This is a genomic window from Streptomyces musisoli (assembly GCF_016741855.1).
GTDB lineage: Bacteria > Actinomycetota > Actinomycetes > Streptomycetales > Streptomycetaceae > Streptomyces > Streptomyces musisoli.
This window is the reverse complement of the sequence record NZ_JAERRH010000019.1, coordinates 1-21,860: the sequence shown is the minus strand read 5'-3', so window position 1 is coordinate 21,860 and position 21,860 is coordinate 1. Positions and strand designations below refer to the sequence as shown.

The window sequence follows — 21,860 nt, the reverse complement described above, 5'->3', positions numbered from 1 at the left end:
GGGGCAGGATCGTGCGCGGGGCGTTGTCTGCCTGTCGGAAGGGGTCAGGCGGGAGGGTGGGATGGCTCCTCGCCGGCCGGGCGGCCAGCGCCGAGCGTGCGCCGGCCAGCCGGGGCCGGCGCGGGGTGGGCGCCGAGTACGCCGCGGTCCCGCAGCTCGTTCAGGTTGGGGAGACGGATGCCGGGGAGGGCGTCGAGCAGGTCGGCCTGGGCAGCGCGGATGCTATGCGGGGCCTGGGGCCCTTGGCCAAGGGTGCGGCGGGCTGTCACGCGATCAGCGTACGGGCGGCGCTCCGGTGCGGGCAGTGCTTGTGTTCAACGGTTGCGGGCCAGTTGGTCCAGGTGCGTGTCCAGCGCTCGGAGGTCGGGGTGGCTGCGTAGTGCGGTGAGGACGGCTTGCCGCATCTCGCCGACATAGGCGATCGTGACGTCCTGAGGCGTGACGCCGAGAGCTTGTGCGAGGCGTGTGGTCATGGTGGCGTCCAGGCCGTCGGACAGCGCGATAGCGGTCAGCAGCAGGATCGTCATCTGGGTCTGGGCTGCGGTGGTGTCGTAGCCGGCGAGGCGGCTGTGGTGCAGGAGCCAGCGGGCGAAGCGGCTCTGGCTGAGTTCGTCATCGAAGTACATGGCTTTCCCCCGAGGGGTGGGTTCGGCCGTCGTGCGGCCTGGGGTGGGTGGCTGATGTGGTTGCGGCTTGATGAGCGCGCGGGTGCGGTACGGCTGGGCCGCCGCCGGGGTGAGGGGACCGCATCGTGGGGCTGGCTGGCGCGGCTGTGCGGGGCTGTGCCTGGCCGGGTGGGTGCGCCTAGAGGTGCTGTTGGAGCCACCAGGTCGCCAGGCCGGTGAGGCCGGTGCCGGCGCCGTAGCACAGGCCGCGCAGCAACTGGGCGGCGGCGGTGCGGCGGTGGCGGTGCAGACGGGCGAGCAGCCGGGCGGCGATGCTGCTTTCGTGCGGCCCCGGGCCGGTTGTGGTGGCCGTGGCGCGGGGCGTGGGCCTACGCTGCATGTGGGAGCTCCCTTGGTGGGGCTTTGCGGGAGAGCCTGTCGGTGGTTGGTGGCCTAGGAACCTGTGACCATCCGGTGGGCTCTTCTCGTGTCCTGTGGGGAAGTTGTCAGTGCTGGTTGGTGCAGTCCTGGAGGCGGTCGGCGAGTTCGCGTTCGGGCAGGACCAGGACGTCGCCGCGGGGGCGGGTGGCCAGGCGTTCGACTTCTTCGGTCAGGCCGGGCACGGGGGTGGCGGTGCAGTGCCGGCGGACGTATTTGGCGAAGTGTTCGACGATGTTGAGGAAGGCGTCGTCGGGTCCGTCGATGTTCTGCTGGAGTTCCTTGCGCCACTGCCGGGCTTCGTTGAGTTCGCCGAGTTCCAGATGGTGCAGGGACAGGCAGTAGGCGGCGATGCGGTGACCGGCGCCGGCGGCGAGCTGCCACCAGAAGCAGGCGCTTTCGGGATGGCCGGCGAGGTAGAGCATGCAGGCGAAGACCTGGGCGCCGTCGACGTCGAGGTCCTCTGCTGATGCTTCGTGCAGGGCGACGGTGTCCTCGTTTCCGATCTCCTGCGCTAAACGCTGGACGTGGTCAGCGGCCTGGGGCTGCTTGAGGACCCAGCGGGCGATGACCGCGAGCTGGTGGCCGGCACGGGGGCCGGGGGGCATCTCGCGGTCGGCGGTGCTGCTGCGGCGGGTGCGCTGGCGGGGGGCGGGGCGGGCGGAGGCGGTGTATCCGGCCTCGCGGGCCAGGCGGCGCAGGCCGGCACCGACGTCGAAAGGACGCCGGGTCTCCTGCAGCGCCTTGCCTGCTGCCTTGAGGCGGTCTTCCACGCTGCTCACGTTCGGTCCCCTTCCTTCTTCAGGTACGACGAGACGGCCTGCTGCAGGCGCTCCTTGGCCTTGCGGCCGTGGTAGTCGACCGTGCTGGGGGTGACCCCCATGTACCAGCTGATCTTCTTGGTGTCGTGGTTGAGGACGTGCCGCAGGACGATGACGTCGAACTGGCGCGGCGGCAGGCTGGACATCGCCTTGAACAGGCCGATGTCGCTGCGCAGAAGGGCGAGCTTCCTGCGGAATCCCTCAAGAGCTTGCGATATGACGACCCGGCGCAGGATCGCCCAGGCCTGCTGCTGGAGGTTGCTCTCCTCGAGCAGGGCGCTCCAGTGGTTGAGGATCTCCAGGAAGGCCCGGTGGACGGCCTCTTCGGCGGCGTCGTTGGTGCCGAGGTAGAAGAGGGCGTAGTCGTGGAACGCCTCCTGGGTGGCCACGTAGAGAGCTTCGAACTCCAGTGGCAGAGGCAGTACCGCGTCGGCGTCGGCGACTTGGCCGCCGTCCTCCGCGCGTACGTCTTCGTTCATGGGTCCTCTTCGCTGAGGGGTGGGAGCGAAGGGCGGGGACAACGTTGTTGCCCCCGCCCGGTGGTGAGGACCACTCAATCGGCGAAAGACGCCGAACACGCATGCTCCGGACGTCGAAAATCACTCAGCGAACAGCCGCGAACGCGCTCAGTGATCAACTAGTCGGTGCGCATAGGCCATGAACTGCCCTTTCATGCCGACCCTTGCGGGGCGCACGCTCGGCGCAGTACGCCCCCTGTGGCGCACGTCACTGAACCCCGGTTGGCAGGTGCACGCCGGTGTGACACACGAACGGGTGACATCTACTCGAAACGCCCTCCGGAGACAGCACCTGTCCGCCCCGCCGACAAGCTACTCGCACGTCAACAACGGCCGAAACGCACCACCTCGTGCCGAACCGGCACAGCCGGGCAGCCCGTCCGCCGGTGCCGGCTCGCGAGCGCGTGCCGGGGCGCCTCACGCGTCGGCACGCCCCGGCACCGCGTATGTCAGCAGACCGCACCGGGTCAGCGGGCCGCGGTGACGGTGACGGGAACGTTCGGGCAGGCGGTGAGCACCTCGGTGAGCGCGGCCTGCTCGCCGGCGTCGATGCTCAGGCCCCACCGCGTCTTGTCGGCCACCCAGTCGGTGACGTACTGGCAGCGGTAGCCGGCCGCGGGCGGAAGCCACGTGCTGGGGTCCTGGTCCGCCTTGGACCGGTTCGAGGCAGCGGAGACCGCGATCAGCGCGCGATCGTCGCCGAGGTCGTTGGCGTAGGCCTCGCGTTCCTTCGCCGTCCAAGCGGAGGCGCCGGAGTCCCAGGCCTCGGCGAGCGGGACCAGGTGGTCGATGTCCAGGCCGCTGGGCCCGGCGATGTAGCGGTCGTCGTAGGGCGAGTACCACTCACCCCCGGTCAGCTTGCAGCCCGCACCCTGCTCGGGCGCGACGACCGCCTCGGCCTTGAGGACCTCTGAGCGAGTGTTGCAGCCGTCCCGGTCGGCATCAATCCAGTGCTTGAACTTGGTGCGCTCATACCCGGTGCGGTCCTCGGTGCGGACCGGCAGCTGGGCCAGAGCCTCTCGTACGGGCAGGGTGACGGAGTCGCCCGGTGCGGCGGCGGCCGGGGCGGCGTGCGCGGACGCCGGAACGAGGAGGGCAGCGAACACGGCAGCCGCGGCAGCGGTACGCAGGAATCGCACGAGCGGGAGTCCTCTCGAAGATCACGAACAGTGCGTGATCTTCGTACCGACTCCCCCAGGCGACCCGCCCGGCAACCGCCAGCGACTCCACCCGAACAGGCGGTAAGTCCGATGGTCGGCATGCCGGCCCGCCGATTCTCCCTTCTCGGGAAACAGTCGGGCCGGTGGGTGCCGGTGGCGGTCCCGTGCCGTTGTCCCACCCGCCGTACGGAGGGGGCTAACGGCTTGGCTGTGGGCGATAGTTGGGAGTTGGCGGTGAGTATGGTCGGGATGCCGTGCAGGTCGGACAGGAGCGAGTCGTGGAGCATGGGAAGCCCTGGAAGGGCATCACAGAAGCGGGCACCGCCGGCGGGGACCATGTCGATTTTCGATACGGCACCTTCCACGGCACCGTCGTAGGCACGGCCGTCGCGAGCCGGCTGCCGGCGTCGTGACCACACCAGGTCGGAACCATCCCTCCGTCCGCCGTCTGTTTCCAGGACCGCGCGGAAGTCGCCTCCGTCTCGCAGCGGCGCTCTGCGACGGCGGAGCCGTAGTCGTCACGCAGCCTGCACGCGCGGGCGTGGTAGTAGGCCTGGGCGGGGTCGGCAAGACCCAGCTTGCCGCCCACTACGCCCGCACCGCCTGGCAGGCCGGCAACCTGGACGTGCTGGTGTGGATCACCGCGACCACCACCCGAAGCGTCATCACCGGCTCCACGCAGGCCGCCGCCGAACTACTCGGCACCGACCCCGCCGACCTGGTCTGGCTCGAGCCCAAGGCCGGGCAGCGCCCCTGCCGCTGGCTGGTGGTCCTGGACGACGTGACCGACCCGGCGCACCCTCAACGGCCTGTGGCCGCCGGCCAGGCCTACCGGGCGGATCCTGGTCACCACACGCCGCCAGGACGCCGCCGTGACCACCGGCCGCCACCGCATCCGCGTCGGCGTCTTCACCCCCGCGGAATCCCTCGCCTACCTCACCCGCGCCCCGCGCACACACACCGAGTCGGACGAGCAGCTCGCCGGCCCACTCACCCATCGCCGCAAGACGAGTCTGGTCCTGCCGATGCCGCGGCAGGACCAGAACCCAAGCTCTTCATCGAACTTCTAGGGCCTGTCCGATGGGTCGGTGACGAACCGAGACGAGAACTCGTTGGCCATGGTCAACAGGTCTCGTATACGCACGAGTTGATGTCGATGCTGTCGTCGGGTTGAAGCGCGCACCACCCTGGCAGGGGTTCGCCGCATGCAGCAGGGGAGGTTCAGGCGCGGGCACCGGTCCCCGAGGCCGGGCTCGGGGCAGGGACGCGGAAGGCCCCGTACGGAACCGGGAGGCCGGGGGTTCGCGTGCGGGGCCGCGTTCACGGGGTGGGGGCTGTCAGACTCCGGTCAGGGTGTATGTACCCGTTCCGTCCTGCCGGCCGCTGGAGTACTGGCGGATCAACTCCCCGTCTGCGTACCGATCGTGGCCCATCATGGAGCCGGTGTACTTGTTCTGCAGACCGATCTTCGTGCTGCCGGGTACGTCGCGGTAGATGTAGAACCGCTGGAGGTCGTCCTCCCCGCAGGTGGCCGTCGTCAGGTAGGCCTGCTCCTGGTTGGCGATGTTCGTCGGGATGGTCGCGCATCCGCCGTTGCCCCAGTTCCACAGGGACGCTTCGAGGACTCCATTGTTCTCTGTCACGTTGCACAGGCGCCAGTTGTCCAGGTGGGCGCTGGTGAAGTTCGATTCGCGCAGGCGGATGCCGTCGTTGGCCAGGAGCGGTGCGCTCCAGTTCAGGGGCTTGCCTGGGACGTCGATCTTGTAGGCGCCGGGTTGGCAGTTCAGGGCGGCGCGCGGGGCGGGCTTGGCGGCCTGGGTGGCCTTCATGCGCTGGGTGGCCTTGGCGGCTGTTGCGGCGTTGTCGGCGTCGTGCTTGGCCTGGTCGGCCTTGGCTGAGGGGACGGGTCCGGCCGGGTGCTTCGCGGTGGCGGCGGGGGAGCCGCAGTCGAGGAGGTCCTGTGCCTTGCGCATGATGCTGTTGGCGGGAACCTTGTCCTCGCAGCGGACCGCGCCTTCTTCGAGGGTGGTGTAGGTGGTGTAGCTGCCGGTGTCGGGGCCCTCGGTCCACTTCAACGCCCAGCTGCCGTCGCCCTGTTGGGTGCGGTTGCAGTTGAGGCTGCCGTAGGTCCCGGTGACCTTCTTGGTTCCCTCGTAGAGCCCGTAGTAGCCGGGCTGATAAAAGTCCCAGGTGATGGACTTGTTGGTGCTGCTGGTGGTGGTGTAGTTGACCTGGACGTTCAGGCCCAGGCTCGCGCCGACGGTGCCGAGGGCCTCGACGGCGAAGCTGCCCTGAACGTTGCCGTTGACGCCCACGGAGACCGAAATGGTTTCTTGGACGTTGGTGGAAATGGTCTGGGTACCGGTTGAGCCCTGGGTGACGTACCAGCCTTTGAAGTGGGTGATGGCCGGGGACACTTCGGTGGACTTGATGACCGGGTGGCGCTTGCCGAGGTCGGCCGGCGTGCATGTCTGCCCGGCGGCCGGGGCTGCGACGGGCGCTGCGGGCTGGGCCGGGGCGGCGGCGGCGGGCTGGGCGGCGATGCCCATGGCGGTGAGTACGGCGGCGGTGACCGCTCCGCCTAAGCGGCCAACATGTCTTGTACGGCGCATGGTTGGGTTTCCCCCCTGGTTCCCGGCCGGTCGGCCGGTGGTGGTCGGCTGGTCTGGGGCCGGGTGACTGTACCGCGAACGGGTGCGCGATAGCGTGCCGATGTCCCCTATAGGCCAGACCATGTCAACTCGATGTGAGGGAACGCCCGTTGAGATACTTCAGACGCGGCCTGTCCGCGTTAGCCGCACTGGTCTTCACCGCATCCGTGTGCGCCGCAGGCGCAGCCCCCGCTACCGCCGCGCCGCCCGCCAGCGCGGCCCCGCCCGGTCACGGAACGTGCGTGGCCACCGCACCCGGTACCCCGCTCCAGCGCCAGGGCACGGCCTGGACGTGCATCAGGACCGAATCCGCCCCCGCCGACGCCCCCGCACCGCCGGGCCGCACCCAGGCCGCCGATCCCAAAACAAACCCCGGGCTGGGGCTGTGCACCGGGGATGCGGCCATCCAGTCCACCCGCAAGGCCTACTGCGTACGCCACTGGGTCATCTATGAGGCCCTCGGCAAGGACGGGCAGGTAGCCGATCACGCCACGGTCTTCGTCGCGGCGGCGGCGTCCATGGACTCCCTGCCCCAGGCGGCATGGCAGGAGGACATCATCACCGAGGTCGTCGAGATGACGCCGACCATGCCCCCCGTGACGCTGGCCCTGAGCTCGACCTGCAGTGGCCAGTGCACGCCCGGGTCGGCGGCCTGGGACGGAGCGGCCGTACGCTTCCGCCGCCTCCACGAGGGCAAGGATGGCACCCTGAGCTACAGCTCGTCCGTTGGCAAGGGATTCCACTCGACGATCCAGCCCACCTACCGCGTGGAGGGGGCCATCCTCAACGGGTCGGGGCCGCCCCGGCACATCCGCCCGGAGTGGAACGGCACCGAGGTTCGCTGTGACGATGAGACGGGCCGCTGGCCCGGCTGCATCGTCCCGGGCCACCTGGCGAACGTGACCCTGCACAAGTCGGTGTACCGTGGGGCGGCCGTCGCCTATGAGTGGGCGCAGAAGAACCTCACGGGCCACTACGGCGACCACGACCACCCGTTGAACCGGTTCGTCGACCCGCTGGACCCGAAGAACAAGAAGCGGCGTGAGAAGACCTGCGACCGTGGGCCTATCCCCTTCGTGCGGGGCGCCACCGGTGTCCCCAACGATTCCTGTGACGAGTACCCCTTCGCCGCGTCCTGGCAGGGCGGCAACGACGGGGACCAGTGTGTGGACATCACCCCCCGCCAGGTCGGTGGCGTGTGGGACATCTCGGGTGTCACCGTCGACCGGGCCACCCAGCCCAACGCGCCCTACAACGCGCCCTGCATCCGGGCTCATGTAGACGATGGCGACAACGAGGAAGCAGGTGGCGAGTTCGGACGGGCGGTGCAGTCCGACCGCATCATCGACAGCGAGGCCTTCGAGGTAATCATCCTCCCGTGACCGGGACGGTGCCGCAGGGCCACCCCCGGCGTGGGGGCGGCCCAACCCCCGGGCAGTGGGACGGTTACGCATAGCAACCCGTCACACGCTGGCAACTACGCCGCCGCCTGCCAGATGCTCAACCTGCGCCGGCCCCCTACGTCGCAGAAGCAAGCCGCCGCCATCGCGGTCGCCAATGGCACGAGGGACCGGGCGGCATCGCAAGCCCTGGTCGACCCCACAACACACGCCCGGTCTGATCCGGGGGACGGGCGCCGTGTGGGGGCCAGCCTGTCCGCCTCGGCGCCCTCGTACCGTCTCCTGGCCAGCAGCACCGCCCTTCTGGGCTTTGGCTCTCGGGAGCGCCTGGTAGGTCAGCTCCCACACCCACATCACCGTGTCCTCCCAGTGTCCGATGTGGAACCCAAATCAGTTGAAGTCGCGAGTACTTCCGGATGCTCATCAGGCTGAGAGGGGGTGTAATGGGAGCTGTGGTCGCCACCGGAGTGAAGCCCTAAAGTGGTACCGGAGAAACACCTCCTCTCCTTCGATAAGAGCCTGATCTATGTGTTAGGTGCGGAGGTTTCCGTGAGTAAGAAATTCTACAGCACGAAAGCTTTGCTACTTCTCCCGTGAAGGAGTAGCAACTGCCGCTGTTGTCACGGGATCTCCCGCCTTGGCGCCGTCTACTCGAGCCCAATACGGCCCCTATACCTGTGTGTTGGGTCTTGGGTGGCGTGAAGCTGTCCCAGGTGAACTAGTACTGTGTAAGTCCGCAGTGGCGTACTAGGGCTGGGAAGAAAAAATCTTGGTCCCTCGCGAGTGCAGCAGAGAGGTGGACACTCTACGGAACCACTGGGCACCCCGAGCGCCCTGCCATAAACGCAGCATGAGTTTGAAAGGTTGGAGATTTTCGATGCAGAAAAGGGTAGCAAACAAGGGCATCAAAAACCTGACGGTAACTACTGGTCGTAACGGGGTGATAATCCGTGCAACGCCGGCCGATCAGGCTGAAGACGGCTTCACTGTGGGCGTTTACACCGAGGGTCTTGTTGACGTCCCCGTCGAAACTTTCCACAGTCACATACGGTTCATTCAGCATCACAACTTGTGGGGGGAAGTTACTGACGCTTTGAAGGAAGCCGGAATTAGTACGACCCCAATGAGTATTCAGGCAGTTCGCGTTATCAGCAACTTTGTGGCGGCGAAGGGCCGCCAGCTTCAAAGGGAGGCTGATAACCCGGACGCAGTGAGGACTCCCCGATGTGGCTGTCCTGACGGCACGGGGGACGCGGGATCGGACGCGGGAGACGCCGGCCATCCTCACTGAGGGCTTCTCCGCGGATTGCTCGCCTCGATTGAGACGGACGAGCGAAGGGGCGGCCCCTCACCGAGGCGCCGCCCTCGGGCTTTGATTTTTCACAATGGGCCGTCAGAAACCTTCTGACCTGCGGAGACACCGGCAAGGCGGCTGCGCTCAATGGGCACGCAGAACGGACGCCGCTGCTCAAGCCGAGGTCCCGAGCGTGGGAGGCATGTCGAGAATTTGATGCCTGGGCGCTGCGTTCAACAGGGCACCAGGCAATCGGAAGCCCTGCGCCCGGTGTGCACTCCGGTTCCGTGGCCGGGCCACGCTCTCATATCGAGCCTCGATAATTCTGGCCCTGTTATGGTTTTCTCAAGTCGGTGCGCACTTTGATTACAGAAAAAGTCCGGCAATCTCACGAGGGAGTGTAAGAGCATGGCAAATATCCGCGAGCGTTCTCGCAGGATCACCGTCGTGTCAGCTGTTCTAGTTGCAGTGACAGGGAGCATCGGGCTGTCAACTGCGTCGGGGGCGGTTCCGGAACTTCCTTCACTGTCGCTCAGGTGCAAGCAGGGGTTCGTGTGGCGTGAGGTCACCCCCAACGACCTGGTCTGCGTCACCCCTGGCACTCGCGCCCAAGTCAGGGACGACAACGCTCACGCCGCGGAGCGACGGATCAGCGAGGACGACCCCACGTGCAAGCAGGGGTTCGTGTGGCGTGAGGCTCAACCCAGTGACCTCGTCTGTGTCACCCCCGGTACTCGCGCCCAGGCGAAGGAGGACAATGCTCACGCCGCAGAGCGTCGCGTGGGTGGCTGAGCCGCACTTGGTCTGAGCAGTCACTACCCAGCTCGCACACGGCACGGCACTGGCGGTGCGCATGGGAACTAAGAAATCCCGTTCGGTCATGCCGATCGAACGGGATTTCCCACGTTGATTGCGTCGTGCTCCCCGCGCCGGAGCAAGAGTCATGGCAGCAATGTCGCCGTGGGTCCGGCAGGCTGGGAAACCTGTAGTCGGGGGGAGCCTCGGCCTCTTCGGGTCATTCGACGAGTAGCCAGCAGTTGGGCAGGGGCCCGCCGGCACCACCACGCCGCCTCGTGACCCGCGATACGGGGCCGACGGCCGCCGCAGAGCGCATAGCCGGGCCCGGGTCTGCCCCGGGCCCGGCTGCACCGCGCCACGACATCCATCAACGCACCTGAGACGCCGAACCGTACTGTCTGCGGGGCAAGAGCCAGCACTACCGCCCCCGCCTGCATACCCGCCGGCACCGGATACGTCCGGCCGACGGAGGCTGGAATACGGCGAAAGTCAGCCGGTGCAGGTGTCGAGCATGGACGACAGGGCCGTCTTCTCCTCGTCTGTGGTGGTCAGCTTCCAGACGGATTTGATGTGCGTGTAGTCCTTGGCATACGTGCACCAGAAGGCGTGGTTGGTCGGCTTCCACTCCGCCGGCCCGCTGTCGGACTTGGAGGTGTTGGACGCTTCCGAGGCGATCAGCAACTGAGGGTCCTTCAGGTCGTTGCCGAACGCTTTGCGCTGGTCGGCGTTCCAGTCGTCGGCGCCGGAGCGCCAGGCTTCGGCAAGGGGGACCATGTGGTCGATGGTGGCCTTGGTGACGTCGGTGACGGTGGTGTCGTCATAGATCGAGTACCAGGAGCCGGATGCCGGCTGGCAGCTGCCGGGCTTGTCCTGGACGTCCTTGCCGTCGCGGGCCAGGACCGCCTGGCGGGTGGTGCAGCCGCCGGGCTGGCTGGACCAGATGTCGAACTTGTCGCGGGCGTAGCCCTCCATCGAATGCGGCGCGGCGACGGTCAGAGCGGCCAGCTCCTGCCGGGCGGTCGTCGTGGACGGTGGTGCGGGCGGCTCGGCCAGGGCCGGTGCGGCACTGACACCGAGCAGCACAAGGGTGGTTGCGGGCAGGCCGAAGGCGGCGCGGCGCATGAAGTCTCCAAAGAGTGTGGGGGGTTGGAGATGCACACACGAGAAAACCGCAGCCGCAGCCGCCATCGCTACGCGCGTGGACCAGCTACGACAACTCCCCCACCCCGCCTTCACCACCACCCCACGCCCACCGAGCCCGGACCCCTGTCCGGACCGGCCCGGCACCCCACACAGGTCACCGTCAGGGCCCAGGACACGACAGGGTGGGCTGCCCCGCTCTGGGGCAGCCCACCCTGCAAAGCCGTGTCACCGGTCGGCGTCATCTACCGCCGGCTGCGGGGGTCAGCCGCGACGGTCGCCTCCGTGATGCCGGTCGTCGCCGCCGCGACGGTGGTGGCCCCAGGACTCCTCGTCCACGAACCGGTCGCGGTCGTCGCGCAGGGTCGCGGTGTCGGAGCGGTTGTCCCACACGTAGTGGCGGCGGTCCTGGTACAGGTCCGTCTTGGTGTCGCGGCCCTTGCCGGTGTGGATGCGGACGGTTGCGCGGCCGTCCAGGCGGTAGTGGTCGAAGGTGTAGGTGTGGCCGTCCTCGTCCTCGAGGGTCCAGTCGTCCAGGTTCACCGCCCGCCGGCTGTCGTTGGTGATCTCCACCCACTCCTTGTTCAGGGAGCGGTTGGACCGGTCGTCCCGGCCCGGGGAGTCGTACTGCACGTCGCTGATGAACACCGCCGAGTGGTGGCGGCCCGGGTGGTGGTCGGCGGCCGACGCCGGCAGCGCCGCCGCTCCCACGACAGCGGCGGCCACGGCAGCCGCGGCGGTCAGACGACGGACGGAAGAAGAAACGGACACGAAGGTCCCCCTTCAGGTGCGCACCCTGGCCGAGCCCACGGAGGTTCCCCCGGTTCGGCCTGGTGCGTTGTGCCGGTGTGCGGCCGGCCGGCCGCACACCCACACCCTGCAACCCGCACCTTCACCACTCTGAGAGAAACGCGAAGACCGTTACTGTTTCAACATATTTCCATGACCCTCGCCTGCATCGTCCATTTATGGCGTTGATGCACGAATTTGACGACTCGTCGGGTACCGGGCTCTTGGGAACACCGGCCCGCGGCAGCGGACCGCCAGCACACGCCACCCCACCACAGCAGAGACCCTCACCCGAAAGTGAGTAACGGCCTCGCCCACCGACCATGGGCGCGCCCCGCGACGGCAGTGGGTCCGCCGTCACGGTTCTACGTAGCCGCCCCGGAGTCCGGGCCATCGAAGACATGGGCTTTCGGCGATCAGCTCCTTGACCGCCGAGAGCCTGCGCCTGCACAACGAGTCCTGCAAGCTCTTGGCGTCGCCGACCGTGCTGAGCACAGCCAGACGAGCGGCCGCCCCTGCCCCTCCCCCGAGCCGGCCTGACAACCCGGCGGCCAAGCTATGCACCACCACCGCGGCGAAAAGGATCACGACCGGCCATTGTTTGCACCGAGCAAGGCCCAGCCGAACAATCCATCGCCCCCTGAACATCGATGTCACAGGCCTCACGAGGCCGCAATCCAGCAGGACTTCGGTGCGTCCCGCCAAAGGGCGCTCCGTGCTCCCTGAATCAAGAGGGTGAGGGCATACCCATGAGAATTCGGCATGCACTAGCGGGCTTCGGGGTCGGCGCCGCGCTCGTGCTCGGTGGACTCCCGGCGGCGCCAGCCGCGATGGCTGCACCCACGCCGACTTGCGGCGACTGGAAAGACGAGAACTCGTACGGTGTGGCCTGCTCGGGCGGATCCAGCTACGTGCAAGTACAGGCAGTGGCCGAGTGCAATAACGGCTATTCGGACACGGGGCCTTGGCGTTCCGTCAAAAATGGCAGCTGGTCCTACGCCTACTGCGCTGGCAAGGGCGGGCTGCGGAAGGGTCACCCCCAGTTCAGGTCACTCTGAGCGTCCATGCCCGGGGACGGGGGCCCCGGGCCCGTTCGCCCCACCGACCTCCGAGGTCTGCCTCGCAGTGCAACGGAGAAGCACCACGTTGGGCGGGCAGGTGGTGTGACTCGCCAAGCCGCCCCCTTGGGAACACCGGCCTGCGGCAGCGGACCGCCAGCACACGCCACCCCAGCACTCCGGAAGCTCACCCGAAAGTGAGTGTCAGGTGCACCGTGATGCCAACGGACCAGAGGGCATGGCGCGGTCCTGTATGCAAGGGACAGTGACACCGGCAGATCTTCGGCGGTCAACTTCCGAGGGCACCGCTTGCCCGTTGCGCTGCGGTGAGCGGTGCCCCGGCGTCAAAGCAGTCTCAGCCCGTTGAGATCAGTAGTTCGACCGGGGGCGGCCGATCATCGTTGTGCGGGCTCTTGGATGTGCTGCCGCGCGGCAGACACGGTGAGAGTGGCCTGGTCCGGGTCGGGGGCTTGTTCTCGGGCGGCGGAGCGTGCTGGGAGGGTGTCGGAGATGTCCGGCGTTTTCTCGGCCGCTTTGAAGAGCGCGGTGATGCGGTCGGCGAAGTCCGGGCCGGGCAGGGGGATGTCGGAGTCAGGTTCGCGGAGCCACCCTGCAGTGACAGCTGTGGTGACGTAGGTCATGAGCTCGGTGACGGCGGCTGTCCGGGGGCGCACGGTGTGCTTGGCCAGGTGCCGCAGGACTCGCAGGAGGGTCGTGGTGGATGTGCTGGTAACGGTGTTGGCAGCGGGGTGCCACGCCGTGGCCGGCCGGCGCTCGTGATGCTTGTGGCAGGTGGGCGGCTCGGGCGGTGGTTCCAGGTCGTCGGTCTGCTGGTGCCACCACTGGGCGGTGACCTGCTCGCCCTGGGCGAGGTGGTGGAGGTAGAGGCAGTAGGCAGCGGCGGGCTGGCCTGCGCCGGCGGCGAACTGCCACCACATGCGTGCACCGTCGTCGGTGTCGGTGAGCTGCAGGATGCAGGCAAGGGCCAGGGCGCCGCGTGGCTGGGGCACTTGTTCGGTCAGGAAGTCGGCGAGAGTAGTGGGCGGGGTATGGGTGAGGACGGTCTCGCACAGGGCTTTGAGGTCCTCGGCGGCTTCATTGGAGTCGGCGTCGGTGTGGTACGCGTAGGGGCGGGCCGGGCTGGAGGCGCCCGAGGAGCAGAGGGGGACGACGTCCTTGGGCACGGTGCGTTCCCTGACGAGGCAGGCCCTGGAGAGCAGGTCGTCGAAGCGTGTCACGGAGTTGTCCCTTCGTCGTTCTCGAGCGGATAGAGGGTGCTCTTCAGGAAGTGCTCGGCATGGCGCTGGCTGGAGCGCACCAGGGCCGGTGCGAGGCCCAGCAGCTCGGAAACGCGCTCGGTGGGCATGCGCCACAGGATGCGCAGTGCCATCACGTCGAACTGGTTGACGGGCAGCCGGCTCATCACCTGGAACAGTGCGATGGTCTCGGTGAGCTGGCGGGTTCGTGCTTCCTCATCGGTGAGATAGGTGAGCTCGACGGTGTCGAAGGCGGCCTGGCTGAAGCAGGGGCGGCCGTCGATGTGGGGGGTGCGGGACATGACGGTGCGGCGCAGTACCTCCCAGGCGAAGCGGCGGGTGTCGGCGCTGGCCAGGGCGTCGTTCCAGGACAGCCAGAGGATGTCGAAGGTGTCGGTGACGGCGGCTTCACACTGGCAGTCGTCGGGGATGAAGGCCTGGGCGTACAGGAGGTAGTCCTGCTCGACGTCTTCGCAGAATGCCCGGTGGTCGATCGGGGGTGCGGCGTGCGTGGTCGTCAGCGCGGTGGTGTTGTCGGTGGAGCGGTCGACCCAGTCGCGGCTCTTGTGGGCCTCGAGGGCGGCCTGCTTCCACAGCCGGTGCAGTGGGACGTAGGGCAGGCCGAGCAGGGTGGCGAGGCGGGAGACGATCTCCCAGCGGGGGTAGAGGTTGGCTCCACGGAGCAGTTCGGAAAGCTTCGACTTCGCCAGGGGCACCTCGACGCTGAGGTCGCCTAAAGTGCGGCCGCTGGCGAAGTACGCCTCGCGCATGGGCTCGAGCCATGCGCGGTGGATACTGCCGGCGGATTCGGTGATCGGGCCGAGTTTGCGGCCCGGCCGTCCGGGAGGTGGCTGGGAGGGGTCGGGCGGCATCATCGGTTGGCGTCGTCCTCTTCTTCAGGGACGGCTGCCACGCGGTGACCGGAGGCCGGTGCGTGGGCGCGTACCGCGCGGACGATCTGGACAACGGTCAGCCCGAGAACAGGTGCCAGGGAGGCGATGGCGACCGTCTGGCCCAGCCAGGCCATGACCGCACTCCACGCGAGGACGAGTCCGGTCACGGTCACCGTGATGATCAGTATCTGCTTGAGCGGCATGCACGCTCCTTGGGTAGGCAAGCCTTGGGTGTCGGCCGGTACAGGGAGACCCCTCATCCGGGAAGGAGTCCCGTACGTGCCCGGGAAGGGACGGCGGGTGCCGGCCGCCGTCCATCCGGGTTGCTGGCCAACCAGCATGTGAGCCACAGCAGTTGATACACAATGTGATCAAGGAATCGCGGAACAATGAGATCCACATCGCAGGCGCCGTCGCCCGGTGCGCTGCGGGCAAAGGAACCGCACAAATACGGCGCGTCCGGGGGGAAGTTCCCGGTTTTCCTTGCATTCGGCGCGCTCAGCCGCGTCAATGGAGACAAGGCATCCACTGGGTGTCGGCCTTCCATCCGGAAGAGCCCGCCCCCGTGCCGAGATTTTCTGGGGGCGTGCTGACTGCTCTCGCCTGGCCGCAGCTGACGGCCAGGCGAGAGCGGAGCCGCCCGCAAGGGCCTTTCGACGGTAGCCCAGCCCACTGGCAACGACCGCCCAGCGTGCCCCGGCCACGGCCGCACCACAGAGGCATCCAGGGGCGCACGGGTGCACGGGCGTCGACCACACACGACAACTCCCCCGTACCGCCGGCAGCCCTCGCCCACCCGGGGAGAGGGCTGCCGGAGCGAGGGTCTAGGACACGTTCAGCAGGGTGTCCCCGGGGCGGGCACGTGTCAGAACGCGTGGGCGAGAGCGACCAAGGCATCACAGTTCAACCCCATCATCTCCAGGCTCTGCTTCAACGGAACGGTGGCGAACCTGCCGGTCACCGCGAAGCCGGCGTTGCTGACCAGCAGGTGGACCCGCCCCGGGTGGACAGGCCGACGACCTGCTGCCGGTTGGCCGCTTGCTCTTTCAGAAAGCGCGCGGTCTCGAACATCCACGCTGCAGCGTCGTGCTGCGCGAGTCCTCCCCTGTACCTGTTCCATTCCAGGAGCCGCCCCCTCCCCGCTCCGGCACCAGAGGCGCCAACCGCCTCCACCCCTTCAAGCGCCTCAGCGGCCCAAAACGTGCACCGTCTGGCTATGTCACGAGATTGGACAGCAGATACCGACCACTTTGGGCGGCTCAAGAGTCTGGCGCTGTTCGATCGCCAGACGGCTAGAAGAGGTCGGTCGAGGTGCCCTCCGTGAGGTTCTCGAGGATCGTGCGCAGCCATAGGCTGCGCACGGCTGGTAGCCGGACCAAGGTGTGCTGGAACGTTCCCCGGTCGGCCCGGAACAGGTAGTTGGGGAGCAGCGGGAGCGGGTCGTCGCGGAGTACGTCTTGGGGTATGCGGCCTGACGCGGGAACCGGCAAGTACGGCTGGGGAGAGATCAGCCACAGCCACACCCCGAGCGGCAGGGGCACCAGGTATGCCGACGCAGTCGGGCTGGCGGGGGTCCAGGTCTGACCTGTCTGGGGATGGACCGGTACGAGGAGGATGTCGACGCCCGCGCCCGGGGAAGGCTGTCCCGGTCCAGCCAGGACGGCGCGCCGCTCCGGGGGGGCCTGCCGGCAGCAGGGCCTCGAGCGCGCGTTGAAAGACGTCCGCGGTCAGACCGCCCGGAACCTTCACCAGCTGCCCTTGGGAGGCAACCAGCAGGTGGGCGAGCGCCTGGCCGGCTGCCGCCTCCCACTGCGGGCTCCACGACCAGTAGTGGTTCGGCCCCGGCCTTCCTCCCCACGCGGCAATCGGCTCGAACGGGGCGTTTTCTCCCCCCTATCTGCCAGCTCCGCCCACGAGAGGGGCGCAGCGTGGATACCGTCAACGGGGACGCGGTGCACGGCGTCCGAGCTGAGCCGCACTGCCTGCCAGAGCGAGCAGTCGTCGACCCTGGTCGCCACGGGGAGGTCGCATGCCTCGCAGGCCATGTTGGGCCCGTCGGCTCCGTCCAGGCCGCAGCAGGCACCGCCGCGTTCCTCGGGAATCAGCCGGGTTCCACGGATATCACCGGGCGCGATGACACTCGCCCCGGGCGTGCTGTCGGACAGGGCGTAGACCGGCGCGTAGATGCCGCGCGCCTCCGCCTCGCCCGGATCGATCTCGTCCCACATCCGCCACGGCCCTCCCCAAGGGCCCGGGTCCACGGCAAACGTTCCGGACTCCATGAGCACCGGAAGCCGGGCCCCGTTCCCGTACTTCTGACGGGCGTGGACTGGAAGTGAGACCTGGGACAGCGGGGTGGTCAACTCGGCGCCACATCCCGCACACACGAAAACGAACAAACGTCCTCCGCCTGAGAAACAGACGCATCGTCGCAGCTCGCTTGCAGCCAACCAACAGGATTTCTCCTCCGTTGCGGCAATCGCACCTGCCACCTCCGTGGAGTCAACGCAGCGCGAGCAAGTGCCGGCCGCCGCCTGTGACTACGGCACGCGACTCACTCAGTGTTCGAATTCCCGGTGTTGCTGTGGCGCCTCCCGAAGTGGTGAACCTCTGCTGTCCATTCTCGTGAACGAAGCCAACCCGCCCATCGGAAAAAGTTACGGTCGGTATCGGAACAGTTGCGTCAAGTTCAATCGTGGATCAAGGCCACGGGTACTGGCCGACGAAGCAACGCTTCGTGCCCCCTGGGCCGGCCTCGGCTCTACCTGATCAGAGGTAGGTCCGGGACCCCGGTGCGCGGGTCCGGCAGCTTAGGATCCCTGTCCGTGACAGAGGGCCTCGATGAGTTGATCAAGCTGGAACGATCCGCCGAGGAAGAACGATCAAAGCTCGCCGACCTCACCGACGATGAGCACGACGCCCAGTGGCGACGGTGGCGCAAGGCCGCCGAAAGGGCTCAGGTGGCCATCACCGCTCACGCCGAGGCCACCGGCGCCAACCGGTACGAGGTGGAACAAGCTGTGAAGAGGGCGGTCCGGCACGCCCAGCAAGAGCCCACCGCCGAGTAGCCGGACGTACCGCGGGTCGGGCCACACGGCCAGCACCTCCACGCTCTCCTCGTCGGTAAGAGTGATGCGGGCACCGGGCATAGAACCGTACTCCCCGACCCAGCGCCGGAACTTGTCCCGCGCAACTTCCGCACTTCCCCACCAGCCGTGCTGCACCGGCCGGCCGCCGGCTTCGAGCAGCAGGTGATAGCGGCCGGGATCGATCATGCGAGACGGATTCCTCTGGACCGGCCCGGCTCGCGCACGATCGCGCCCTTCGTCGCCAGCTCGGCGACCTGGTAGTGGACGAAGGCACGGCTGCGCATGCCGACTTCCTCGCCGATCTGGGCGTAGGTGGGTGCCTCGCCGTGCTCGGCGATGTGCCGGCGGATGCAGCGCAGGACGCGCTCCTGGGTTGTGACTGAGCACGCTAGTTGGCCCATGTGTGCGCTAGTTGGCCCGCAGGGCAGCGCCTGAATTATCCCCGGCAGGCGTTCTACGAGTTCTGCTGTGTTCGCGATGTTCTGTGCGGTTTCCTTGAGATGCGTGTAGTCCCACTGCCGGCTTGCACCCTTTCGTGATGAGTCGACACTTGCGCATGTGCCGGCCAAAGGCGGGAGCTTCATCCGGCGGCTCCGGAACACCGTGGCGGCATCGGGGGTCGCTTCCTACCCGTCGTCCTCGTCCCGGGCGTCTTCGAAGACGAACAGGGGCTTGGTGCCGTGGGCAGGTGCTTCGGCGAGCGCGACGGCTTCGGCGAAGCGTTCGAGCGGGAAGGGGCGCCCCTGGGGGATGCTCAGCACCTCGTCGGCGACGAGATCGCGAACTCGGGCCAGCGCGTGCAGCGCGATCTCGGGTGAGGCGGTGCCGAACCAGCGGTTCAGCCAGAAGCCACGGACTGTCTTGGTTTCGTAGATGACCGAGCGGGCCTGCAGCGGGATCGTCAGTGCCGCGGGGTCGGTCTGCCGGTGGGTGGAGAGCGCGCCGTAGACCACCAGCTCTCCTCCTGGAGCCAGTGCCTGGGACACCTGGGCGCCGACGGGGCCCGCAACGCAGTCGACGGCCTTGCGCACGCCGGCCGGTCCGGCGATCTCGGCCACACGCTGCATCAGGTCCTCGTCCTCGGTGCAGATGGCCTCGTCACCGCCGAGTGCTGTGATCTCCTCGACGGCGCTGCGTCGCCGTACGACGTTGATCGTGCGGATACCCAGATGCCGGCACAGCTGGATGACGAGCCGCCCGACGGTGGAGCCTGCGGCCGTCTGCAGCAGCCATTCGCCGGCCTGCGCGTCGAGTTCGCGCGTCACGAGGAGCAGCGCGGTCAGCGGGTTGACGGCGAGTTGGCAGGCGGTGGAGTCGTTCAGGTGGTCGGGTACCGGCAGGAGCCTTCGGGCGTCGGCCACGAGGTATTCCTGCCAGGTGCCGGCGACGGGGGGCCCGGGTACAGCCGGGATCGCGGCGGCCACCACGCGCTCACCGGCCTTCAGTCCTTCGGTGTCCGGGCCCAGGGTTTCGATGTGACCCACACATTCCATGTAGCCCCCGACAGCGGGGAACTCGGGGGAGAACCCGTAGCGGCCGCGCAGCACGTGCAGATCACTCGCGTGAACAGGAGTCGCCTTCACTCGAATCAATGCCTGACCGGCTTTCGGCGTCGGCACAGGCCGGGATTCCAGCCGCAGTACATCGGTGGGTTCACCGGCCTCCAGGGCTACGAGCGCGCGCATCGATCGAGGCATGTGTGGCCCTCCGTCTCACCGCGCCCGAGACAGCTCGGCGTGCTGGCGTCGGCGGCCTCGGAGGAGCGTGATCAGGATCGTTCGCCGCAGCGCACCACCCTGACTCCGTCACTCCACGCTACGCCCGCCCCCCGAAAGATTCCCGGCGGCCGACATCCTTCGAAAGTCATACCCCCAGGGGTTGAGCAGGACCGAAAATCAGAGGGCCAGGCGGCGGATCGCGACTGCGGCCGCGTCGTCGTTCAGGTGGCCTTGGACGTGGGCCAGAAGGTCGTCGTGGAGAGCGCGCAGGAGTTCGCCGGGGTCGTCCTTGGTCCACGCGGGCGCCCGTTCGGCGAGCGGATAGAAGAGGTGGTCGGTGTCGCGTGCCTCCATGACGCCGTCCGTGTAGAGGAGGAGCAGGTCGCCGACCTCGAACGGAAACGTCTGGACGTCGTAGGCGTTGATGCCGAAGGCGCCGCCGAGTCCGATCGGAAGGTGGCTCGCCTCCGGCGTGAGGGCGGTGACGTGAGTGCCGCGCAGGAGCAGCGGCGGTGGGTGGCCGCAGTTGACCAGGTGGACGACCGGCTCGTGGTCGGGGATGTCAAGCAGGATCGCCGTGGCGAAGTCCTCGCCGGTATCCTGCTCCGACGGCGACCGCCACTGGCTACTGTCCCAGCGGAACGCGGCGTCCAGATGGACGGCGAGGCGGGGCAGCGTGGCCTGCCGATGGGCGGCCGCACGGAAGGCACCGAGCAGCAGGGCGGTGTTGTTGATCGAGGCTAGGCCGTTGCCGCGGACGTCGCCGATGAGGAGCCGGGTGCTGTCGTGGTCGGTCCGCGCGGCCGCGTACAGGTCCCCGCCCAGATCGGCTTCCTCCTCGGCGGGGATGTACAGGCCGGCGATCCGCAGCGGGCCGGCGCGGCCGGGCAAGGGCTGCAGCAGCACGCTCTGCGCCGCCTCGGCGACCGACCGCACCAGGTGCAGCTGGCGCTCACGCCGGTCCCGTAGCACGCAGATGCCGACACAGACGGCCGAGACGACGACCAGAGCGGCGATCTGAGCCTGGATATTGGCGGAGGACAGGCCCTCTCCCAGCACACCGATCAGCACCTGCGCCGCTACGGCGAGCGCTCCCATCAGCGCCGTCAGGCGGGCGCCCGCGAACGCCACGGTGATCGCCGGTGCCGCCACGAGCAGAGGCCCGAGGTGAATGTGCGGCGGAGCCAGCACGTCCACCACACAGACCGCGACGATCAGCCCCAGAGGGATCACCATCAACGCGGGTGCGTGACCCGGCCGCCAAGAACGTCGGAACACCCGCCACGTTCGCAAGGCCATGCCCCAAGCCTTCCACCCACCTTCGTGTGCGGGCACGCACCGCTCCGGAGGTCGTGCGCTGCGCATCACGACTGCCACCGCGCCTGCGCCATGACGGCCTCCTGCCGATGGGCCGGCGTGCACTGGGGCCACTTCGCCAGCGCGATGAGCCGGGCCCGAACTGTGCATCGCAGTTGTCCACCCGGGCCACCTATCGTGCTCAGTCACAGGTGTCGGTGAGGTAGTCGACGCGATACATACCCCGATTAGATCGCTTGTTCGATTTTCTAGGCAAGCTAGACACAGCACGGACACAAACAGCGAGGACAGAAGCGGGATGGTGACGGATCAGGGGCCCATGTCGCGCCTGGACGCGCTGTGCTTTACCCGCCCCCGTCGTCGAGCAGCACACCGCGCGGCAGCTGGACCTCACCGACCGAGGGATCGCCGAGGAAGAGCGGCGTCAGGCCGAGCGGCAGCGAGGCGAGCAGGCTCGGCCACCGGCACCGCAGTGGCTCCTGGAACCGGGCCTCAACAAGGAGTCGCCCTCGGTGTATGTCCACGCCGGTGGCTGCTGGAACGGGGGCAGACGAAGCCGAGGCGTCGACCAGGACGCCGCGCTGCGGACGCTCGCTGAAGGGGTTCCTCCCTGCCCGCACTGCCGGCCGGACAAAGCACTGGGGCACCGGAGCCATCCCCGCTAGGATCCGGTCCGCGGCAGGCGCGTCATCCACGCCTCTCGGGCGGGTGGGAGATATCCCTACGCCTGCCGCACCTCAGGCACTACTCCTCGGACGGCGTCCAGTCGTCTTCTTCGCCGCGGTCTTCTTGGCCGGCTGCTTCTTCGCGGCCGCCTTCTTCTTCGGCTTCGGCAGCTCGTGCACTTCGGCAGGCCCGGCGTCGTCACCCCGGGACGCCCTGGCCTTCGACACCGATTCCTGCAGTGCGGCCATC

21 protein-coding genes and 1 pseudogene are annotated in these 21,860 nt (G+C 68.1%); 5 read left to right on the top strand and 17 right to left on the bottom strand.

Annotated elements, in window-relative coordinates:
• Window positions 1-314: 314 nt before the first annotated feature.
• From JK361_RS32930 to JK361_RS32910, 5 genes are all read right to left on the bottom strand, one after another.
• Window positions 315-626, bottom strand: a complete 312-nt coding sequence (locus JK361_RS32930) for a hypothetical protein (RefSeq protein ID WP_201825385.1) — start codon at window positions 624-626, stop codon at window positions 315-317.
• A gap of 178 nt (window positions 627-804) precedes the next feature.
• Window positions 805-1,005 carry a hypothetical protein gene (locus JK361_RS32925; RefSeq protein WP_201825383.1) on the bottom strand — a complete coding sequence of 67 codons (201 nt, stop codon included), beginning with the start codon at window positions 1,003-1,005 and terminating at the stop codon, window positions 805-807.
• Between the two features lie 106 nt (window positions 1,006-1,111).
• The gene (locus JK361_RS32920) at window positions 1,112-1,825 is read right to left on the bottom strand and encodes a hypothetical protein (protein WP_307787372.1); all 714 of its coding nucleotides are present in this window, start codon (window positions 1,823-1,825) and stop codon (window positions 1,112-1,114) included.
• Window positions 1,822-2,343: an RNA polymerase sigma factor gene (locus JK361_RS32915; RefSeq protein ID WP_201825381.1), complete on the bottom strand. Its 522-nt coding sequence runs from the start codon at window positions 2,341-2,343 to the stop codon at window positions 1,822-1,824. The genes JK361_RS32920 and JK361_RS32915 overlap by 4 nt, the downstream gene beginning before the upstream one ends.
• Before the next feature lie 506 nt (window positions 2,344-2,849).
• Window positions 2,850-3,521, bottom strand: a complete 672-nt coding sequence (locus tag JK361_RS32910; protein ID WP_201825379.1) for an HNH endonuclease family protein — start codon at window positions 3,519-3,521, stop codon at window positions 2,850-2,852.
• A 299-nt stretch (window positions 3,522-3,820) separates the two neighbouring features.
• Between JK361_RS32910 and JK361_RS42235 the strand changes: the two genes are divergently transcribed.
• Window positions 3,821-3,955 carry a hypothetical protein gene (locus JK361_RS42235; RefSeq protein WP_268983216.1) on the top strand — a complete coding sequence of 45 codons (135 nt, stop codon included), beginning with the start codon at window positions 3,821-3,823 and terminating at the stop codon, window positions 3,953-3,955.
• Between the two features lie 459 nt (window positions 3,956-4,414).
• Window positions 4,415-4,612: a hypothetical protein gene (locus tag JK361_RS32905; RefSeq protein ID WP_201825377.1), complete on the top strand. Its 198-nt coding sequence runs from the start codon at window positions 4,415-4,417 to the stop codon at window positions 4,610-4,612.
• A gap of 267 nt (window positions 4,613-4,879) precedes the next feature.
• Here the strand turns inward: JK361_RS32905 and JK361_RS32900 are convergent, their stop codons facing one another.
• Window positions 4,880-6,154, bottom strand: coding sequence for a hypothetical protein (locus JK361_RS32900; protein ID WP_201825375.1), 1,275 nt, complete (start codon window positions 6,152-6,154; stop codon window positions 4,880-4,882).
• Window positions 6,155-6,435: 281 nt separating this feature from the next.
• Between JK361_RS32900 and JK361_RS32895 the strand changes: the two genes are divergently transcribed.
• Both JK361_RS32895 and JK361_RS32890 read left to right on the top strand, forming a co-directional pair.
• On the top strand, window positions 6,436-7,575 hold the full coding sequence (locus tag JK361_RS32895; RefSeq protein WP_307787371.1) for a NucA/NucB deoxyribonuclease domain-containing protein: 1,140 nt from the start codon (window positions 6,436-6,438) through the stop codon (window positions 7,573-7,575).
• Window positions 7,576-8,443: 868 nt separating this feature from the next.
• Window positions 8,444-8,884 carry a hypothetical protein gene (locus JK361_RS32890; protein WP_236053938.1) on the top strand — a complete coding sequence of 147 codons (441 nt, stop codon included), beginning with the start codon at window positions 8,444-8,446 and terminating at the stop codon, window positions 8,882-8,884.
• A gap of 1,290 nt (window positions 8,885-10,174) precedes the next feature.
• On the opposite strand, the gene JK361_RS32885 is transcribed toward JK361_RS32890, so the two are convergent.
• The 11 genes and pseudogenes from JK361_RS32885 to JK361_RS32835 all read right to left on the bottom strand — a co-directional run bounded on the left by JK361_RS32885 (window position 10,175) and on the right by JK361_RS32835 (window position 21,469).
• Window positions 10,175-10,807 (bottom strand): HNH endonuclease family protein, encoded by a 633-nt coding sequence (locus JK361_RS32885; protein ID WP_201825371.1) that lies wholly within the window; start codon window positions 10,805-10,807, stop codon window positions 10,175-10,177.
• A gap of 282 nt (window positions 10,808-11,089) precedes the next feature.
• The gene (locus JK361_RS32880; RefSeq protein WP_201825369.1) at window positions 11,090-11,596 is read right to left on the bottom strand and encodes a lamin tail domain-containing protein; all 507 of its coding nucleotides are present in this window, start codon (window positions 11,594-11,596) and stop codon (window positions 11,090-11,092) included.
• A gap of 1,471 nt (window positions 11,597-13,067) precedes the next feature.
• Window positions 13,068-13,910 (bottom strand): hypothetical protein, encoded by an 843-nt coding sequence (locus JK361_RS32875; RefSeq protein WP_201825367.1) that lies wholly within the window; start codon window positions 13,908-13,910, stop codon window positions 13,068-13,070.
• Window positions 13,907-14,698: a sigma-70 family RNA polymerase sigma factor gene (locus tag JK361_RS32870; protein WP_236053937.1), complete on the bottom strand. Its 792-nt coding sequence runs from the start codon at window positions 14,696-14,698 to the stop codon at window positions 13,907-13,909. The genes JK361_RS32875 and JK361_RS32870 overlap by 4 nt, the downstream gene beginning before the upstream one ends.
• A 101-nt stretch (window positions 14,699-14,799) precedes the next feature.
• A complete protein-coding gene (locus JK361_RS32865) occupies window positions 14,800-15,024 on the bottom strand; it encodes a hypothetical protein (protein ID WP_201825363.1) in 225 nt (74 codons plus the stop codon).
• A 1,089-nt stretch (window positions 15,025-16,113) separates the two neighbouring features.
• Window positions 16,114-17,220 (bottom strand): annotated as a pseudogene (locus tag JK361_RS32860) (hypothetical protein).
• Between the two features lie 483 nt (window positions 17,221-17,703).
• Complete coding sequence (locus JK361_RS32855) at window positions 17,704-18,096, bottom strand: hypothetical protein (RefSeq protein WP_201825361.1); 393 nt, start codon at window positions 18,094-18,096, stop codon at window positions 17,704-17,706.
• Window positions 18,093-18,311, bottom strand: a complete 219-nt coding sequence (locus JK361_RS32850; RefSeq protein ID WP_201825359.1) for a LexA family protein — start codon at window positions 18,309-18,311, stop codon at window positions 18,093-18,095. Before JK361_RS32850 ends, JK361_RS32855 begins: the two co-directional genes overlap by 4 nt.
• Window positions 18,312-18,536: 225 nt before the next feature.
• The gene (locus tag JK361_RS32845; protein ID WP_236053936.1) at window positions 18,537-19,607 is read right to left on the bottom strand and encodes a zinc-dependent alcohol dehydrogenase family protein; all 1,071 of its coding nucleotides are present in this window, start codon (window positions 19,605-19,607) and stop codon (window positions 18,537-18,539) included.
• A 198-nt stretch (window positions 19,608-19,805) separates the two neighbouring features.
• Window positions 19,806-20,864, bottom strand: a complete 1,059-nt coding sequence (locus JK361_RS32840) for a PP2C family protein-serine/threonine phosphatase (RefSeq protein WP_236053935.1) — start codon at window positions 20,862-20,864, stop codon at window positions 19,806-19,808.
• A 425-nt stretch (window positions 20,865-21,289) separates the two neighbouring features.
• Window positions 21,290-21,469: a hypothetical protein gene (locus tag JK361_RS32835; RefSeq protein ID WP_201825355.1), complete on the bottom strand. Its 180-nt coding sequence runs from the start codon at window positions 21,467-21,469 to the stop codon at window positions 21,290-21,292.
• Between JK361_RS32835 and JK361_RS41600 the strand changes: the two genes are divergently transcribed.
• The gene (locus tag JK361_RS41600) at window positions 21,458-21,610 is read left to right on the top strand and encodes a DUF6233 domain-containing protein (protein ID WP_307787370.1); all 153 of its coding nucleotides are present in this window, start codon (window positions 21,458-21,460) and stop codon (window positions 21,608-21,610) included. The genes JK361_RS32835 and JK361_RS41600 overlap by 12 nt on opposite strands.
• The last annotated feature ends 250 nt before the right edge of the window (window positions 21,611-21,860 follow it).

Coding starts and splice junctions, on each gene's coding strand:
- JK361_RS32930 (WP_201825385.1), bottom strand. CDS start 626: ATGTACTTCGATGACGAACTCAGCCAGAGCCGCTTCGCCCGCTGGCTC.
- JK361_RS32925 (WP_201825383.1), bottom strand. CDS start 1,005: ATGCAGCGTAGGCCCACGCCCCGCGCCACGGCCACCACAACCGGCCCG.
- JK361_RS32915 (WP_201825381.1), bottom strand. CDS start 2,343: ATGAACGAAGACGTACGCGCGGAGGACGGCGGCCAAGTCGCCGACGCC.
- JK361_RS32900 (WP_201825375.1), bottom strand. CDS start 6,154: ATGCGCCGTACAAGACATGTTGGCCGCTTAGGCGGAGCGGTCACCGCC.
- JK361_RS32890 (WP_236053938.1), top strand. CDS start 8,444: ATGAGTTTGAAAGGTTGGAGATTTTCGATGCAGAAAAGGGTAGCAAAC.
- JK361_RS32885 (WP_201825371.1), bottom strand. CDS start 10,807: ATGCGCCGCGCCGCCTTCGGCCTGCCCGCAACCACCCTTGTGCTGCTC.
- JK361_RS32870 (WP_236053937.1), bottom strand. CDS start 14,698: ATGCGCGAGGCGTACTTCGCCAGCGGCCGCACTTTAGGCGACCTCAGC.
- JK361_RS32865 (WP_201825363.1), bottom strand. CDS start 15,024: ATGCCGCTCAAGCAGATACTGATCATCACGGTGACCGTGACCGGACTC.
- JK361_RS32855 (WP_201825361.1), bottom strand. CDS start 18,096: ATGATCGATCCCGGCCGCTATCACCTGCTGCTCGAAGCCGGCGGCCGG.
- JK361_RS32850 (WP_201825359.1), bottom strand. CDS start 18,311: ATGGGCCAACTAGCGTGCTCAGTCACAACCCAGGAGCGCGTCCTGCGC.
- JK361_RS32845 (WP_236053936.1), bottom strand. CDS start 19,607: ATGCCTCGATCGATGCGCGCGCTCGTAGCCCTGGAGGCCGGTGAACCC.
- JK361_RS32840 (WP_236053935.1), bottom strand. CDS start 20,864: ATGGTGATCCCTCTGGGGCTGATCGTCGCGGTCTGTGTGGTGGACGTG.